This window comes from Clostridium sp. FP1, from assembly GCF_011065975.2.
In the GTDB taxonomy this organism is placed as follows: domain Bacteria; phylum Bacillota; class Clostridia; order Clostridiales; family Clostridiaceae; genus Clostridium_AD; species Clostridium_AD tagluense.
Window position 1 is genome coordinate 63,886 of sequence record NZ_JAAMNJ020000001.1, and the last position, 17,216, is coordinate 81,101.

The window sequence follows — 17,216 nt, forward strand, 5'->3', positions numbered from 1 at the left end:
ATCGAAGTGAACCATTAAAGTATAACGTTTTCTTTATATAAAAGAGGAGGATTATCATGAATAGAGTATTAGTTACTGATGGTATGGAGAAAAGTGCTATTGAAGAGTTAAGAGCTAAAGGATTCGAAGTTGTTGAACATTTTTATGAACCTGAAGATTTAGGTGAAGCACTAAAAGATTTTGACGTAATTGTGGTTAGATCTGCAACAAAGGTTAGACAACCAATAATAGATATTGCCGCAAAAGCAGGAAGATTAAAGCTTGTAATTCGTGGCGGAGTTGGCGTTGACAATATAGATGTAGCATATGCTATAGAAAAAGGTATAAAAGTTTCTAACACTCCAAACGCAAGTAGTGCATCTGTAGCTGAACTTGCCCTTGCTCATATGTTTGCTATATCAAGATTTATTAATATTTCTAATGTATCTATGAGACAAGGCAAATGGGATAAGAAAAAATATGAAGGTGTAGAAATTAGCGGAAAAACTTTAGGTCTTGTTGGATTCGGAAGAATATCAAGAGAACTTGCTAAAAAAGCATCTGCACTTGGTATGACAGTTATATATACAGATATAATAGGGAAAGCTAAAGATTGTGATGAATATGAATTCTGTGAATTAAACGATGTTTTAAAAAGAGCAGATTATCTATCATTACATATACCATTCTTTAAAGAGCAAGGAGCTCTTATAGGAAAGGATCAATTAGCTATGATGAAGGATGGTTCATTCTTAATCAACTGTGCTAGAGGCGGAGTAGTTGACGAAGCTGCATTAATAGAAGCATTAGATAATGGTAAACTAGCAGGAGCTGGAATAGATGTTTTTGTTGAAGAACCAACTAAAAATGAAGCACTAGTTAACCATCCTAAGGTTTCTGTAACACCACATATTGGTGCTGCAACTAAAGAAGCTCAAACAAGAATAGGTAGTGAAATAAACAGCATTATTTGCGATCTTTTCAAATAGATTAATTAATCACAGGAGGAATAATTATGGCAGTAGTAAGACCTTTTAAAGCGTACAGACCACAATTTGATTTGGTAGAGAAAGTATCAGCTCTTCCTTATGATGTTATGAACAGTGAAGAAGCTAGAGAAATGGTAATAGGAAAACCTTATTCATTTCTACATGTTGATAAACCCGAGGTAGATTTAGAACCAGGCATAGACATTCACAGTGAGCAAGTTTATCTTAAAGCTAGTGAAAATCTTAAAAAAATGATTAATTATAAAGTATATATGCAAGAAGAAAAACCTTGTTTGTATATTTATAGACAAATAATGAATGGAAGACCTCAAACTGGTATAGTTGCGTGTGCTTCAATTGATGATTATATAAATGATATAATTAAAAAACATGAGTTAACAAGAGCAGATAAAGAGCTTGATAGATTTAATCATGTAGATTATACAAATGCTAATACTGGACCAATATTCTTAACATATAGACATAAAGATGAAATAGACGCTTTAGTGAAAAACTGGACAGAAACAAAAACACCAGTATATGATTTTAAATCTGAAGATGGTGTATCTCAAATTATTTGGGTTATAGATGAGGAAGAGGTTATTAATAAACTATCAGCTCTATTCGCTGGAACAGATTATTTATATATAGCTGATGGTCATCATAGATCAGCTTCAGCTGTTAAAGTTGGACTAAAGAGAAGACAGGAGAACCCATCATACACAGGTGATGAGGAATTCAATTTCTTCTTATCAGTTATATTCCCGGACAATGATTTATATGTAATGGATTATAATAGAGTTGTAGCAGATTTAAACGGAAACTCATCAGAAGAATTTATGAATAAAGCTTCTGAAAAATTTGATATTACTCTATATGAAGGTGAAGGTCAATTTAAGCCAGAGGTTCAAAGAACATACGGAATGTTCTTAGAGGGAAAATGGTATAAGCTAGCTGCTAAAGAAGGAACTTTTAATATGAAGGATCCAGTAGATAGATTAGACGTATCAATACTTCAAAATAATTTACTAGAGCCAATTCTAGGAATTGATGATCCAAGAACAAACTCAAGAATTGATTTCGTAGGTGGAATAAGAGGACTTGGAGAACTTGAAAGAAGAGTTAATGAAGGAATGAAAGTTGCATTCTCTATGTGTGCTACAACTATGGATGATTTAATGGATATAGCAAATGCAGGAAAGACAATGCCTCCTAAATCAACTTGGTTCGAACCAAAATTACAAAGTGGAATATTTGTCCACGAATTATAATTTAACGAAAGACCACCCATATGCGTGGTCTTTTTGTGTATTTAGGGTATAATACAATTATGAAATTGATTTTTTTATAACTATATTATATATTACAAAGGAGAGAAACATATGCCACAGCATTCATTGTCAAGAACAGAGTTACTAATAGGTATGGATAGTTTAAACAAATTACAAGAAAGTAAGGTAGTGGTTTTTGGAATAGGTGGAGTTGGTAGTTATACAGTTGAGGCACTAGTAAGAGCTGGTGTTGGAAAATTGGTATTAATAGATGACGATACAATATGTTTAACAAATTTAAATAGGCAAATACATGCTACATTTAAAACTATAGGTAAAAGTAAGGTTTTAGTAATGAAGGATAGAATTCTTGAAATAAATCCTAAATGCGAAGTTATAACTCATGAAACTTTTGTAACAGCGGACAATATAGGGGATATTATTACGCCCGATACAGATTATGTGGTAGATGCTATCGATACAGTAACTTCAAAAATAGCTTTAGTTGAATATTGCAAAGAGCAGAGTATCGATATTATATGCTGTTTGGGTACAGGGAATAAATTAGATCCAACTTTATTTAAGGTTGCAGATATTTATGATACGAAAGTATGTCCACTTGCAAAGGTTATGAGACATGAACTTAGAAAGAGAAATGTTGACACTCTTAAGGTGGTTTATTCTGAGGAGATTCCTATAAAGCCAAAGCTGGACGAAGTCATAACATGTAAAGAAGGATGCGTATGCACCGGAGGATCAAAAAAATGTGCTATAAAAAGACAGATTCCCGGTAGTATATCCTTTGTTCCTCCAGTAGCAGGTATGATAATTGGTGGAGAAGTTATTAAGGATTTAATTAAAGTGAAAGATAATATTTAAAGCTATAGATAAGGATATTAAAATAAAGATAAGAGTGGAAATTAATGCACTCTTATCTTTATTTTATTTGAAATTAACCTTATGGTTATACTTCCCAGTCGTTTAAAAATGAGTATAATGCAGGATAAACATTTAAACTACTCATTAAAGATATATATTCATCCATAGCTTTATCATTTTCAGTGGAAGTCCTTATAGCTCTTATCATTGTGTTTTTAGGTGTTTCTAGGGGGGATATATATTCCACTACAGAAACCTCGTATCCTTTAGCTTCTAACATCAAGCAGCGCATTCCATCTGTTAAAATATCTGCCATTCTTGTTTTAAATACACCCTGCTTTAGTATATTTTTAAATGGTTCATAAGAATATTGGCTTAAAAATTCTTTATGGCAACAGGGAACAGCAACTATTACATCGGAGTTTACTCTTATTCCTAGGGCTAATGCCATATCTGTAGCAGTATCACAAGCATGCAAGGACAATACTACATGTATATTTTTAGAAGGTTCATAATCTTTAATATCTATAGCCTGGAATTCCATATTTCTATAATTTAAATTTTTGGCCATAATCCTGCAAGATTCTATTACAGATTCAGAGTAATCTAACCCAATGAAATGGCATTTTTTTCTTTTAACTTCTGTTAAATAATAGTTAAGTACAAAGGATAAATAAGATTTTCCACAACCACAATCTAAGATATTTACTATTTCATTTTTAGGAAGTTTATCTAAAATTCCTTCTAACAGTTCTACATAGCGATCAATTTGATTATATTTTCTTATTTTATCATTTTTAACTTTACCATCTTTACTCATTATTCCTATTTCTTTTAGTAAATTATCTGCGCTACCAATCTTTATATAGTAATCTCTATTTAAAAGAGTAGAAGTAGTTCCACGAGTACTGGCAGACGCTGATTTAGAAGAAACGTTATTTGAGTCGTCAGCATCTATAGGATCCACATCTAAGTTCTTCATAGTTACATTTTTATTATCAGCAGATATTAGAATCGCAGAGCCCCTTTCACTATAAATTAATGATAAACTATCATAGCTTTCAGCTTCTTTAATTATGTTAAAAAATAACTGAGATATATTTAAAGTTTCTGTTTTGCCATTAAAATTATACTTAATATCTCCATTGTTATAGAGTCCTGTTCCTTTAAATGCCTTTAGTCCAGATATGTAGGTGGTATTAACTTGCTTGAATATTGAGGAGTTTTCAGAGAATCTATTTTCAAGACCTATTAAAAAAAGTTTTAATTTATTAATATTTTGCTTATTTATTGTGCTCAACCCTTTCGTTTATAATTATGTGAAGTCTATATTACAAGTATAGCAAAAATTTAAAGGCTATTAAATAAAAATATGATATTATAGTTTTAACGACATTTCAAAAGGAAGTCTCCTACTTCTATAAGTGGGAGTCCTGTACTATAACAAAAAGAAAACTTCAGTGGGAGTTTAAATCTCCTTCTGAAGTCGTTAATTGCAGCTCCGCAGGAGATGACCTAACCATAAAACAGAGTTGAAAACACAAAATTAACAAAAATGGGATATTGATTGTTTACTATATTTAACCATAATAATTTATGCTATAATAAATTTGATTAATGAAAATAAAAATGAAGTTGCAATCGAGAATTAAGATAAATAACTCCTCAGACTACTAAAACTAGGAGGACACCCTAGAGGACTATAAGGAGGAAATTAATTGAAAAACAAAAATAATGCTATAGTTATAATTTTTCTATTTATCGCCATGGCACTAAATGCGATGGCTGAAAATACTAAAGGAATATTTATACCATCTTTTAAATTGGACTTTAATATAGATAATACTGGTATAGGAATAATGATTTTTATTGGTTCCTTAGCATACATATCGTTTTCTTATATTGGCGGTATACTTTGCGAAAAGATGGGACAAAAGAGGGTTATTATATTAGGGCTCAGCTGTATGGTCTTATCACTGGCATTAATGTCGGTAGTAGACAGTTATACATTTTTTTTAATAAATATGTTCATTATGAATATAGGACTTGCACTTACAAGTATATCTATAAATACATTAGTGCCAGTATTACTTCTAAGTTATCAAGCAATTCTTATGAATATAATTCATTTTTGTTATGGCGTAGGTGGGGCTACAGGGCAAGCTCTAGGTGGAATATTAATGACCAAGGGATTCACTTGGAGGAATATATATCTAGGAATATCATTGCTATTTGTAATACTACTCATAGCATTCACTTTTATAAAAATGCCTCATACCCATAAATATAGTGAAAACAATAAAATAAACAAATTGGGTCTGTTAAGAAATAAAATAATTTATTTCTACGTATTTGCATTAGGATTTTATGTATTTTCGGAGGTAGCTACAGTAAGCTGGCTTGTGAATTATATAAAAGATAATTATAAATATAATAGCAGTAAGAGTGCTTTTTATAGTGTTATGTTTTTAGTTATATTTAGTATAGGGAGATTAGTTGGGGGATTTGTAGTTGAAAAGCTAGGATATTTAAAAACAACAATAGGTTCTCTAATAATTGCAGTATGCTTATTCACCTTAGGACTAGTTGTTGGAGAAAAAGGGCTTATAATAATATCTGTTTCAGGTTTGTTTTTTGCAATAACATTTCCAACACTTGTGCTTACCATAAGCAAGGTATTTAAACAAAATACTGCTTATATAACAGGAGTGATAGTTACATTAACTTCTTCAATTAATATGTTGCTTAACTTAGTAATAGGTAAACTAAATGATAGGGTTGGTACTTATTTTGCCTTTTATATGATACCGATAAGTTTAATAATATCAATTATTTTTATATACCTTATTTATATAAATACAAAAAGTAAATTTACTCTAGATAGTGGGGTTAAAAATGAACAAGGGTAAGTATGTAAGTTTAGAAGCTCTAAAGGGAAATGGGAGAGAGTACGTAATAAAAGACAATGCTTATATTATATTAGGAAGAATATTTATAATAGAATTAGATAAACAAAACAAATTCTGTCAATTTAGATTGAAGTTTCATAGAAACAATAATGAAAGTTATGAGTATTTAAAAGATACATTAAATCTTATGTTGAAGATCTTGTTCAAAAACATGGGAATAAACAAAGTAAACGTCATAGCCCATGAAACCATAAATATAAGTGCTTTTACTGATTTAGGCTTTGAGCTAGAGGGTATTATTACAGACAGTGTAGTAAATAAATCTGAATATCAATCAGAGCTTATGTTTGGTATAAGTAGTTTTGCTTTTAATAGAAGTTTAATAGAAAAAGGTTTAGAAATTAGACGTATAAATATTAAAATTCGGGCATTAACTCCTGGAGATGCGGAAGATGTGTTAGATTATTACTTAAGAAACAGAGAATTTCTAAGGCGATTTGAACCTTCTAGGGATGAGTGTTTTTATACAATAGATAGCCAGAAGCGTACTTTAACAGAGAGTTACAAACAATTTTTAAGAGGTACTGGTGTTAATTTAGGTATATATAGTAGTAATAAACTTATTGGAAAAATAAGAATATCTAATATAGTTATGGGTGTTTTTAAAAATGCTTTTATAGGTTATTCTTTGGATGAAAACGAGCAAGGCAAAGGATATATGAAGGAGGCAGTTAAACTTGTAGTAGAATATGCTTTTGAGGAATTAGAGCTACATAGAATAGAAGCAACTACTTTAATAGATAATGAAAAATCACAAAGAGTTTTAATAAACTCTGGTTTTAAAGAACTTGGTATAAGTGAAAAGTACTTATACATAAATGGTGAATGGAGAGATCACATGGTTTTTTATAAGGTTAAAGATAGTTAATTAGTTTATAAAATAGAAATTTTATTTAAGATTAAAACAGATGCAATAGTAGGTATTTTTATAAATTCAGGTATTTGGGATGAGTTTATAAGAATATCTGTGTATACTAGTCCTAGTGTATCTATATAAGGAAAACGTTGAATAAGTAAGTAGGTAAGATTATTGTGGACTTATATTGAGATAAAAACTATATAACTTAAAATAGATATAATTAATTATGATAGAATAATAAATGTTGTTGCAGTTTAGCGGTGACAAAGCAATCATTACAGCGTAACAGAAAATTTAATTTAAATATTAAAAAAACTGTTGACATATGATTAAATAACTGATAGAATAGTAGAAGTCGTCACATGATGACAAAGCAAGTTGGTCTTTGAAAATTAAACAGAGAAATAGGTAAAATAGCGAAATAATATTTCGTTAGACCAGTTAATTACTTTAGATAAAAAGTATGTAATGAGCTTGCTAACCAGCTTAACAGTGGTTGCAGATTATTCATTTCAAATAAAAAGTGTAAACTTTTAAATTGAGAGTTTGATCCTGGCTCAGGACGAACGCTGGCGGCGTGCCTAACACATGCAAGTCGAGCGATGAAACCCTTCGGGGTGGATTAGCGGCGGACGGGTGAGTAACACGTGGGTAACCTGCCTCAAAGAGGGGAATAGCCTCCCGAAAGGGAGATTAATACCGCATAATATGTTTTGGTCGCATGACCTTAACATCAAAGGATTTTTCTTTTAGAAGATTCCACTTTGAGATGGACCCGCGGCGCATTAGCTAGTTGGTGAGGTAACGGCCCACCAAGGCAACGATGCGTAGCCGACCTGAGAGGGTGATCGGCCACATTGGAACTGAGACACGGTCCAGACTCCTACGGGAGGCAGCAGTGGGGAATATTGCGCAATGGGGGAAACCCTGACGCAGCAACGCCGCGTGAATGATGAAGGCCTTCGGGTTGTAAAGTTCTGTCTTCTGGGACGATAATGACGGTACCAGAGGAGGAAGCCACGGCTAACTACGTGCCAGCAGCCGCGGTAATACGTAGGTGGCAAGCGTTGTCCGGATTTACTGGGCGTAAAGGATGCGTAGGCGGACATTTAAGTCAGATGTGAAATACCCGAGCTTAACTTGGGTGCTGCATTTGAAACTGGGTGTCTAGAGTGCAGGAGAGGTAAGTGGAATTCCTAGTGTAGCGGTGAAATGCGTAGAGATTAGGAAGAACACCAGTGGCGAAGGCGACTTACTGGACTGTAACTGACGCTGAGGCATGAAAGCGTGGGGAGCAAACAGGATTAGATACCCTGGTAGTCCACGCCGTAAACGATGAATACTAGGTGTCGGGGGTCGAACCTCGGTGCCGCAGTTAACACAATAAGTATTCCGCCTGGGGAGTACGATCGCAAGATTAAAACTCAAAGGAATTGACGGGGGCCCGCACAAGCAGCGGAGCATGTGGTTTAATTCGAAGCAACGCGAAGAACCTTACCTAGACTTGACATCCCCTGCATAACCCAGAGATGGGCGAAGTCCTTCGGGACAGGGTGACAGGTGGTGCATGGTTGTCGTCAGCTCGTGTCGTGAGATGTTGGGTTAAGTCCCGCAACGAGCGCAACCCTTATCATTAGTTGCTACCATTTAGTTGAGCACTCTAGTGAGACTGCCCGGGTTAACCGGGAGGAAGGTGGGGATGACGTCAAATCATCATGCCCCTTATGTCTAGGGCTACACACGTGCTACAATGGTGAGTACAAAGAGATGCAAGACCGCAAGGTGGAGCCAAACTCAAAAACTCATCCCAGTTCGGATTGTAGGCTGCAACTCGCCTACATGAAGCCGGAGTTGCTAGTAATCGCGAATCAGCATGTCGCGGTGAATACGTTCCCGGGCCTTGTACACACCGCCCGTCACACCATGAGAGTTGGTAACACCCGAAGTCCGTGAGGTAACCGTAAGGAGCCAGCGGCCGAAGGTGGGATTGATGATTGGGGTGAAGTCGTAACAAGGTAGCCGTAGGAGAACCTGCGGCTGGATCACCTCCTTTCTAGGGAGTAGATGCAAAGACTTCGGTCAATGCAACAAGAAGAATTTAGTTATTCTTCAAAACATCTACTGTAATTACTCGTAACCTATTCTCTGTTTAATTTTGAGAGACTAATTTAGTTAACTCTTTGGAGCTTACTAATAATTTAATCTTTCTAAAAATGTTCTTTGAAAATTGCACAGTGAAATTAAAGTTGTTTTAATAAGTTAAAGCCATGTAAGTGGTGTATAGATGAATTTAATACAATTTCGCAAAATGAATTAAAAGGTTTATGTAAATAAACGAAATTATCTACGCAAGTAGATAAGCTTGTCTATGATAATAGACAAGAATAAAGGTTAAGCTACAAAGGGCGCATGGCGAATGCCTTGGCACTAGGAGCCGAAGAAGGACGCGTTAAGCTGCGATAAGCTTTGGGTAGGCGCAAATAGCCAGTGATCCAAAGATTTCCGAATGGGGGAACCCACATAGTAACAACTATGTACTGCATACTGAATAAATAGGTATGCAGAGGTAGACCCGGGGAACTGAAACATCTAAGTACCCGGAGGAAGAGAAAGAAACATCGATTTCCTAAGTAGCGGCGAGCGAAAGGGAAAGAGCCCAAACCTAGGTCTTTGACCTAGGGGTTGAGGATAGATCATAAATACTGCAATTCCTTAATTGAAGATAGCTGGAAAGCTGCTCCGCAGAAGGTAATAGGCCTGTAAATGAAAAGGAAAAACAGTCAGATCTAATCCAGAGTACCACGAGACACGTGAAACCTTGTGGGAAGCAGGGAGGACCACCTCCCAAGGCTAAATACTACCTAGTGACCGATAGTGAAGAAGTACCGTGAGGGAAAGGTGAAAAGAACCCCGGAAGGGGAGTGAAATAGAACCTGAAACCGTGTGCCTACAACCGGTCGGAGCACTTTTTATGTGTGACGGCGTGCTTTTTGTAGAACGAGCCAACGAGTTACGATATGTAGCAAGGTTAAGTACTTAAGGTACGGAGCCGAAGGGAAACCAAGTCTGAATAGGGCGCTATAGTTGCATGTCGTAGACCCGAAACCGGGTGACCTATCCATGGCCAGGATGAAGCGGAAGTAAAATTCCGTGGAGGTCCGAACCACGTTGGTGTTGAAAAACCATGGGATGAGCTGTGGATAGCGGAGAAATTCCAATCGAACTCGGAGATAGCTGGTTCTCCTCGAAATAGCTTTAGGGCTAGCGTCGATTAATTGAGTAATGGAGGTAGAGCACTGAATGGGCTAGGGGCTGACAACAGTTACTGAACCCTATCAAACTCCGAATGCCATATACTTTTATTTCGGCAGTCAGACTGCGAATGATAAGATCCGTAGTCAAAAGGGAAACAGCCCAGACCATCAGCTAAGGTCCCAAAGTGTAAGTTAAGTGGAAAAGGATGTGGGATTTCTAAGACAACTAGGATGTTGGCTCAGAAGCAGCCACTCATTCAAAGAGTGCGTAATAGCTCACTAGTCAAGAGATCCTGCGCCGAAGATGTCCGGGGCTAAAACTTACCACCGAAGCTATGGGTGTACACTATGTGTACGCGGTAGAGGAGCTTTCTGTACTGGCTGAAGTCATACCGTAAGGAGTGGTGGACGGTACAGAAGTGAGAATGTTGGCATAAGTAGCGAGAGTTAAGTGAGAATCTTAACGGTCGAAAACCTAAGGTTTCCTGAGGAAGGCTCGTCCTCTCAGGGTTAGTCGGGACCTAAGCCGAGGCCGAAAGGCGTAGGTGATGGACAATCGGTTGATATTCCGATACCACCAATGGACGTTATTAGAAATGGGATGACGCAGGAGGATAAGATGTGCACACTATTGGATGTGTGTCTAAGCATTTAGGCGGAGCAAGCAGGCAAATCCGTTTGCTCTTAACGCTGAGATGTTATGGGGAAGGGAATTTATTCCTGAAGTATCTGATTCCACGCTGCCAAGAAAAGTCTCTATCGAGGATATTGGTGCCCGTACCGCAAACCGACACAGGTAGGTGAGGAGAGAATCCTAAGACCATCGGAAGAATTGCTGTTAAGGAACTCGGCAAATTGACCCCGTAACTTCGGGAGAAGGGGTGCCTACGAAAGTAGGTCGCAGAGAATAGGCCCAAGCAACTGTTTAGCAAAAACACAGGTCTCTGCTAAAGCGAAAGCTGATGTATAGGGGCTGACGCCTGCCCGGTGCTGGAAGGTTAAGGGGATTACTTAGCGCAAGCGAAGGTATGAACTTAAGCCCCAGTAAACGGCGGCCGTAACTATAACGGTCCTAAGGTAGCGAAATTCCTTGTCGGGTAAGTTCCGACCCGCACGAATGGCGTAATGATTTGGGCACTGTCTCAACAGCACATCCGGCGAAATTGTAGTGCCAGTGAAGATGCTGGCTACCCGCGATTGGACGGAAAGACCCCGTAGAGCTTTACTGTAGCTTAGCATTGAATTTCGGTATTGTCTGTACAGGATAGGTGGGAGACTGAGAAACATGGGCGTCAGCCTGTGTGGAGTCATCCTTGGGATACCACCCTGACAGTACTGAGGTTCTAACTGGAGGCCATGAATCTGGTCACAGGACATTGTTAGGTGGGCAGTTTGACTGGGGCGGTCGCCTCCAAAAAAGTAACGGAGGCGCTCAAAGGTTCCCTCAGCGCGGTTGGAAATCGCGCGAAGAGTGCAAAGGCAGAAGGGAGCCTGACTGCGACACCTACAAGTGGAGCAGGGACGAAAGTCGGACTTAGTGATCCGGTGGTACCTCGTGGGAGGGCCATCGCTCAACGGATAAAAGCTACCTCGGGGATAACAGGCTGATCTCCCCCAAGAGTCCACATCGACGGGGAGGTTTGGCACCTCGATGTCGGCTCGTCGCATCCTGGGGCTGAAGTAGGTCCCAAGGGTTGGGCTGTTCGCCCATTAAAGCGGCACGCGAGCTGGGTTCAGAACGTCGTGAGACAGTTCGGTCCCTATCCGTCGCGGGCGTAGGAAATTTGAAGGGAGCTGTCCTTAGTACGAGAGGACCGGGATGGACAAACCTCTGGTGCACCAGTTGTCACGCCAGTGGCATCGCTGGGTAGCTATGTTTGGAAGGGATAAACGCTGAAAGCATCTAAGCGTGAAGCCCACCCTGAGATGAGATTTCCCATAACTCGTGCGTAAGCACGGTGTTAGTAAGACTCCTGGAAGAACACCAGGTTGATAGGTTAGAGGTGTAAGCATGGTAACATGTTCAGCTGACTAATACTAATAAGTCGAGGGCTTGACCTTAATATATATAAAGCGTAAGCTTCAAGCGAAAGCGAGAAGATAATTTCACTGTGCAATTTTGAGAGAATATAATTTTCTCAATCTGGTGATTATGGCATGAAGGTAACACCCCTTCCCATACCGAACAGGTCGGTTAAGCTTCAATGCGCCAATGGTACTGCAGGGGTAACTTTGTGGGAGAGTAGGTCGTCGCCAGGTAATGTGGCTGGATAGCTCAGTCGGTAGAGCAGAGGACTGAAAATCCTCGTGTCCCTGGTTCGATTCCTGGTCTAGCCACCAAAAAACGTCTTAGATAATTCTAAGACGTTTTTTTATGTTCAAAATAATATATTATAAATTTTTAATTTGCCAATCAATGGGAGATATACCTTTTGAAATTAAAAAATTATTAGTAATAGAAAATGGTTTACTATTGAAAAAACCTCTATAAGCTGATAGTGGGCTTGGATGAACAGATTTTATTATGTAGTGTATTGGATTTGTTATTAGAGATTGTTTAGCCCGGGCATTATTTCCCCATAAAATAAAAACTATAGGATCCGTTTTATCATTTAATAGTGCAATGATCTTATTAGTAAAATGTTCCCATCCTTTATTTTTATGAGAATTAGCCTGGTCAGCTCTAACGGTAAGAACAGTATTTAAAAGTAAAACCCCTTCATCGCACCATTTTTTTAAATACCCATTATTAGGTATGTAACAGCCTATATCATTATATAATTCCTTGTATATATTCAATAAAGAGGGGGGAGTTGATACACCTGCATTTACAGAAAAACTTAAACCATGAGCTTGACTAGCACCATGATAAGGATCTTGACCAAGTATGATAACTTTTACATCCTTATATGCGGTATAGTTAAGAGCATTAAAGATATTTTGTACTTCAGGATATATTAACTTAGTTTCATATTCTTGCTTTAAAAAGTTTCTTAATTTTAAAAAATAATCCTTATTAAATTCTTCTAATAAGAGTTCATTCCAATCATTTGTTAAGCTATTCATAAAATCACCTCACTTAATTATACCATAAATGCTTTTGTTCTTATAAAACAAGTATTTACTTTTATAATATAAAGTATTAAGATACATGATGTTTTAAGTGTTAAATGGTATATAATTATAATATACACAAAAACAAATATAGGATATAAAATAATCAATAATTATTTTGTAATATAAAAAAAATGGAGGCAGTTCATGAAAAAGGTATTCACCACTGATTTTAAAGATTTATTTCAGAAAATAGTTCTTATTATGTTAGGTAGTTTTATTTTAGCTGTTTCAATCAATTTATTTATAGTTCCCAATAAGCTTCTTAGTGGAGGTCTTTCAGGAATAGGGTTAATGTTACAGTATATTTTTAATATGCCAATGGGCGTTACAGTATTAGTACTTAATATTCCACTTCTTATATTAAGTATATTAAAAATAAACAAAAGATTCACTTTATTTACCATAATAGGAACCGTTTCCTTATCGTTCTTTTTAATTATTACCTCACCTTTAAAAAATATTCTTGCTCCTGTGGAAGAATCCTATAGACTTCTTTATTGTATATATGGAGGAGTACTTTCAGGTATAGGTAGTGGAATTGTTTTTTCTAATGAAGGATCTACTGGCGGTATGGATATTATAGCTATATATGTTAAAAAAAAGTATGGTATAGAAGTAGGTATAGTAAGCTTTATAATAAATTTCTTAATTGTAGCTGTTGGATCTGTATTATTTGATTTTAAAGTAGGATTATATACGCTGATTGCTATGTATATTACTTCTGCCGTTATGGAAAAAGTAATTAATGGATTGAATAGACGTAAAATGCTTTTAATTGTATCTGAAAAAGAAAAAGAAGTAAGTGATGCAATATTAAATAACTTCAATAGAGGAGTAACTATTTTATATGGAGAAGGGGCTTATACGAGCCATAGAAAAAATGTAATGTACTGTGTTGTTTCGTTAGGACAACTACCACAAATTAAGAGAGTAATAAAAGCTATAGATCAAGAAGTTTTTATCTCTATAATTGATATAGCGGAGGTTCAAGGTAACGGATTTAAAAGTCCTTTAGGTTAAGGGTAACAAAACTAGAAAAAAACACTAATGACTTCATGTTTTAAGTCATTAGTGTTTTTTTTATTGAATTTATATGACAGGCAATAGTTGCATCCTTTAAGTGATTATTTAATCATTCTTATATATTTATATAATTTGTAGCAACTTAGTAATAAAATAATGATAAAAAGGGAAATACTAAATATAGAGTGGGAAGATTAATGTAGGGAGTATTACTATTAAAGAAATTTTAGTTATATTAATTAACGAGGAGCGATAATTATATGAAGATAGTTAAGGTAAGAAAAAATGCAGAGGGAGATATTACAAATGTATTAACTAATACAGGGGAGGAATTAGATGTTAGTAAGGCTGTAGCTTTGGCAAAAAGAGGAACTGTCGAATCAGTGGTTGTTGGTAAAAATAGAAATGGAAATGATATTATAAAGTCTTCACCTAATAGTACAACAGAAGATAATTTAGATAATCTTCCTATTTTTTAACGACATTCCATAAGGAAGGCCCCCGCTTCTATAAGTGGAGGGCATACATTATAACAAAGAGAAAACTTTAGTGGGGGGATAACAATTGAGAATTGTTATCTGCTCCAGAGGTCTACAAGGGGAAAATCTCCTTGTGAAGTCGTTAATATATTGCAGCTTCTAAGAAGAGGATTTAATATAAAAGCCTTAAGTCTTCTTCATTGAGTGCTCTATAAATGTAGATAACTTAAGGTCTATGTATAAACAATTACATATATTATCAGAAGATAGGTATATTATTGATTTTAATAAGGTATACTATTCCTAGTGTGTCAACATAAAGGATGCTCACTATATAGTAGTATTATAGAGAATATTGTATATAATTGTAGTATACAAGAAAAGGAGTAAAAATGGTGATAGTCAAAGATGATAATATATTACTTGTCGCTGCTAATGGGTAACGGCAAAGGTAAAGGTTGATAAGTTAATAATTAATATTTTGAAATAAATTCAAAAAATATTAATAAAAATGTTGACAAAACAAGAAATGCCTAGTATAATAGTAGAAGTCGTCACATGATGACAAAACAAGTTGGTCTTTGAAAATTAAACAGAGAAATAGGTAAAATAGCGAAATAATATTTCGCTTGACCAGTTAATTACTTTAGATAAAAAAGTAATTTTAGTCGTAAGACTAAAAAGTATGTAATGAGCTTGCGTAACAACTTAACAGTTGTCGCAGATTATTCATTTCAAATAAAAAGTGTAAACTTTTAAATTGAGAGTTTGATCCTGGCTCAGGACGAACGCTGGCGGCGTGCCTAACACATGCAAGTCGAGCGATGAAACCCTTCGGGGTGGATTAGCGGCGGACGGGTGAGTAACACGTGGGTAACCTGCCTCAAAGAGGGGAATAGCCTCCCGAAAGGGAGATTAATACCGCATAATATGTTTTGGTCGCATGATCGAAACATCAAAGGATTTTTCTTCGGAGAATTCCACTTTGAGATGGACCCGCGGCGCATTAGCTAGTTGGTGAGGTAACGGCCCACCAAGGCAACGATGCGTAGCCGACCTGAGAGGGTGATCGGCCACATTGGAACTGAGACACGGTCCAGACTCCTACGGGAGGCAGCAGTGGGGAATATTGCGCAATGGGGGAAACCCTGACGCAGCAACGCCGCGTGAATGATGAAGGCCTTCGGGTTGTAAAGTTCTGTCTTCTGGGACGATAATGACGGTACCAGAGGAGGAAGCCACGGCTAACTACGTGCCAGCAGCCGCGGTAATACGTAGGTGGCAAGCGTTGTCCGGATTTACTGGGCGTAAAGGATGCGTAGGCGGACATTTAAGTCAGATGTGAAATACCCGAGCTTAACTTGGGTGCTGCATTTGAAACTGGGTGTCTAGAGTGCAGGAGAGGTAAGTGGAATTCCTAGTGTAGCGGTGAAATGCGTAGAGATTAGGAAGAACACCAGTGGCGAAGGCGACTTACTGGACTGTAACTGACGCTGAGGCATGAAAGCGTGGGGAGCAAACAGGATTAGATACCCTGGTAGTCCACGCCGTAAACGATGAATACTAGGTGTCGGGGGTCGAACCTCGGTGCCGCAGTTAACACAATAAGTATTCCGCCTGGGGAGTACGATCGCAAGATTAAAACTCAAAGGAATTGACGGGGGCCCGCACAAGCAGCGGAGCATGTGGTTTAATTCGAAGCAACGCGAAGAACCTTACCTAGACTTGACATCCCCTGCATAACCCAGAGATGGGCGAAGTCCTTCGGGACAGGGTGACAGGTGGTGCATGGTTGTCGTCAGCTCGTGTCGTGAGATGTTGGGTTAAGTCCCGCAACGAGCGCAACCCTTATCATTAGTTGCTACCATTTAGTTGAGCACTCTAGTGAGACTGCCCGGGTTAACCGGGAGGAAGGTGGGGATGACGTCAAATCATCATGCCCCTTATGTCTAGGGCTACACACGTGCTACAATGGTGAGTACAAAGAGATGCAAGACCGCAAGGTGGAGCCAAACTCAAAAACTCATCCCAGTTCGGATTGTAGGCTGCAACTCGCCTACATGAAGCCGGAGTTGCTAGTAATCGCGAATCAGCATGTCGCGGTGAATACGTTCCCGGGCCTTGTACACACCGCCCGTCACACCATGAGAGTTGGTAACACCCGAAGTCCGTGAGGTAACCGTAAGGAGCCAGCGGCCGAAGGTGGGATTGATGATTGGGGTGAAGTCGTAACAAGGTAGCCGTAGGAGAACCTGCGGCTGGATCACCTCCTTTCTAGGGAGTAGATGCAAAGACTTCGGTCGATGCAACAAGAAGAATTTAATTATTCTTCAAAAATGTCTACTGTAATTACTCGTAACCTATTCTCTGTTTAATTTTGAGAGACTAATTTTAGTT

9 protein-coding genes, 1 tRNA gene and 4 rRNA genes are annotated in these 17,216 nt (G+C 37.3%); 12 read left to right on the forward strand and 2 right to left on the reverse strand.

Features of this window, described 5'->3' with window-relative positions; all coding sequences use genetic code 11:
* Positions 1 to 56: 56 nt before the first annotated feature.
* From G9F70_RS00375 to G9F70_RS00385, 3 genes are all read left to right on the forward strand, one after another.
* Positions 57 to 968 carry a D-2-hydroxyacid dehydrogenase gene (locus tag G9F70_RS00375; protein ID WP_164947795.1) on the forward strand — a complete coding sequence of 304 codons (912 nt, stop codon included), beginning with the start codon at positions 57 to 59 and terminating at the stop codon, positions 966 to 968.
* Between the two features lie 26 nt (positions 969 to 994).
* Entirely contained in the window at positions 995 to 2,239 is a 1,245-nt protein-coding gene (locus G9F70_RS00380) for a DUF1015 domain-containing protein (RefSeq protein ID WP_164947796.1), read from the forward strand.
* Positions 2,240 to 2,350: 111 nt separating this feature from the next.
* Positions 2,351 to 3,118 (forward strand): ThiF family adenylyltransferase, encoded by a 768-nt coding sequence (locus G9F70_RS00385; RefSeq protein WP_125006285.1) that lies wholly within the window; start codon positions 2,351 to 2,353, stop codon positions 3,116 to 3,118.
* A gap of 85 nt (positions 3,119 to 3,203) precedes the next feature.
* Here G9F70_RS00385 and G9F70_RS00390 read toward each other — a convergent pair whose 3' ends face one another.
* Entirely contained in the window at positions 3,204 to 4,409 is a 1,206-nt protein-coding gene (locus tag G9F70_RS00390) for a class I SAM-dependent methyltransferase (protein ID WP_164947799.1), read from the reverse strand.
* Between the two features lie 427 nt (positions 4,410 to 4,836).
* On the opposite strand from G9F70_RS00390, the gene G9F70_RS00395 reads away from it, so the two are divergent.
* The 6 genes from G9F70_RS00395 (at position 4,837) to G9F70_RS00420 (ending at position 12,540) form a co-directional block, all read left to right on the forward strand.
* Positions 4,837 to 6,027, forward strand: coding sequence for an MFS transporter (locus G9F70_RS00395; protein ID WP_164947797.1), 1,191 nt, complete (start codon positions 4,837 to 4,839; stop codon positions 6,025 to 6,027).
* Entirely contained in the window at positions 6,014 to 6,955 is a 942-nt protein-coding gene (locus G9F70_RS00400; RefSeq protein WP_164947798.1) for a GNAT family N-acetyltransferase, read from the forward strand. Before G9F70_RS00395 ends, G9F70_RS00400 begins: the two co-directional genes overlap by 14 nt.
* Before the next feature lie 525 nt (positions 6,956 to 7,480).
* Positions 7,481 to 8,999, forward strand: a 16S ribosomal RNA gene (locus G9F70_RS00405).
* A 336-nt stretch (positions 9,000 to 9,335) separates the two neighbouring features.
* A 23S ribosomal RNA gene (locus G9F70_RS00410) occupies positions 9,336 to 12,261 on the forward strand.
* Between the two features lie 81 nt (positions 12,262 to 12,342).
* Positions 12,343 to 12,459 (forward strand): 5S ribosomal RNA (gene rrf, locus G9F70_RS00415).
* Together the 16S, 23S and 5S rRNA genes with 1 tRNA gene alongside form the textbook arrangement of a ribosomal RNA operon.
* Positions 12,460 to 12,464: 5 nt before the next feature.
* A tRNA-Phe gene (locus G9F70_RS00420) sits at positions 12,465 to 12,540 on the forward strand.
* Between the two features lie 51 nt (positions 12,541 to 12,591).
* On the opposite strand, the gene G9F70_RS00425 is transcribed toward G9F70_RS00420, so the two are convergent.
* Positions 12,592 to 13,266, reverse strand: coding sequence for a uracil-DNA glycosylase (locus G9F70_RS00425; protein WP_164948062.1), 675 nt, complete (start codon positions 13,264 to 13,266; stop codon positions 12,592 to 12,594).
* A 195-nt stretch (positions 13,267 to 13,461) separates the two neighbouring features.
* Between G9F70_RS00425 and G9F70_RS00430 the strand changes: the two genes are divergently transcribed.
* From G9F70_RS00430 to G9F70_RS00440, 3 genes are all read left to right on the forward strand, one after another.
* Positions 13,462 to 14,337 carry a YitT family protein gene (locus G9F70_RS00430; RefSeq protein WP_164948063.1) on the forward strand — a complete coding sequence of 292 codons (876 nt, stop codon included), beginning with the start codon at positions 13,462 to 13,464 and terminating at the stop codon, positions 14,335 to 14,337.
* 263 nt (positions 14,338 to 14,600) lie between these two features.
* Positions 14,601 to 14,819, forward strand: coding sequence for a DUF3892 domain-containing protein (locus G9F70_RS00435; protein ID WP_164948064.1), 219 nt, complete (start codon positions 14,601 to 14,603; stop codon positions 14,817 to 14,819).
* Between the two features lie 756 nt (positions 14,820 to 15,575).
* Positions 15,576 to 17,093: ribosomal RNA gene (locus tag G9F70_RS00440) — 16S ribosomal RNA — on the forward strand.
* The last annotated feature ends 123 nt before the right edge of the window (positions 17,094 to 17,216 follow it).

Excerpts from the sequence above, each read along its gene's own strand:
- G9F70_RS00375 (WP_164947795.1), top strand. The coding sequence starts at position 57 with ATGAATAGAGTATTAGTTACTGATGGTATGGAGAAAAGTGCTATTGAA.
- G9F70_RS00380 (WP_164947796.1), top strand. The coding sequence starts at position 995 with ATGGCAGTAGTAAGACCTTTTAAAGCGTACAGACCACAATTTGATTTG.
- G9F70_RS00385 (WP_125006285.1), top strand. The coding sequence starts at position 2,351 with ATGCCACAGCATTCATTGTCAAGAACAGAGTTACTAATAGGTATGGAT.
- G9F70_RS00400 (WP_164947798.1), top strand. The coding sequence starts at position 6,014 with ATGAACAAGGGTAAGTATGTAAGTTTAGAAGCTCTAAAGGGAAATGGG.
- G9F70_RS00425 (WP_164948062.1), bottom strand. The coding sequence starts at position 13,266 with ATGAATAGCTTAACAAATGATTGGAATGAACTCTTATTAGAAGAATTT.
- G9F70_RS00430 (WP_164948063.1), top strand. The coding sequence starts at position 13,462 with ATGAAAAAGGTATTCACCACTGATTTTAAAGATTTATTTCAGAAAATA.
- G9F70_RS00435 (WP_164948064.1), top strand. The coding sequence starts at position 14,601 with ATGAAGATAGTTAAGGTAAGAAAAAATGCAGAGGGAGATATTACAAAT.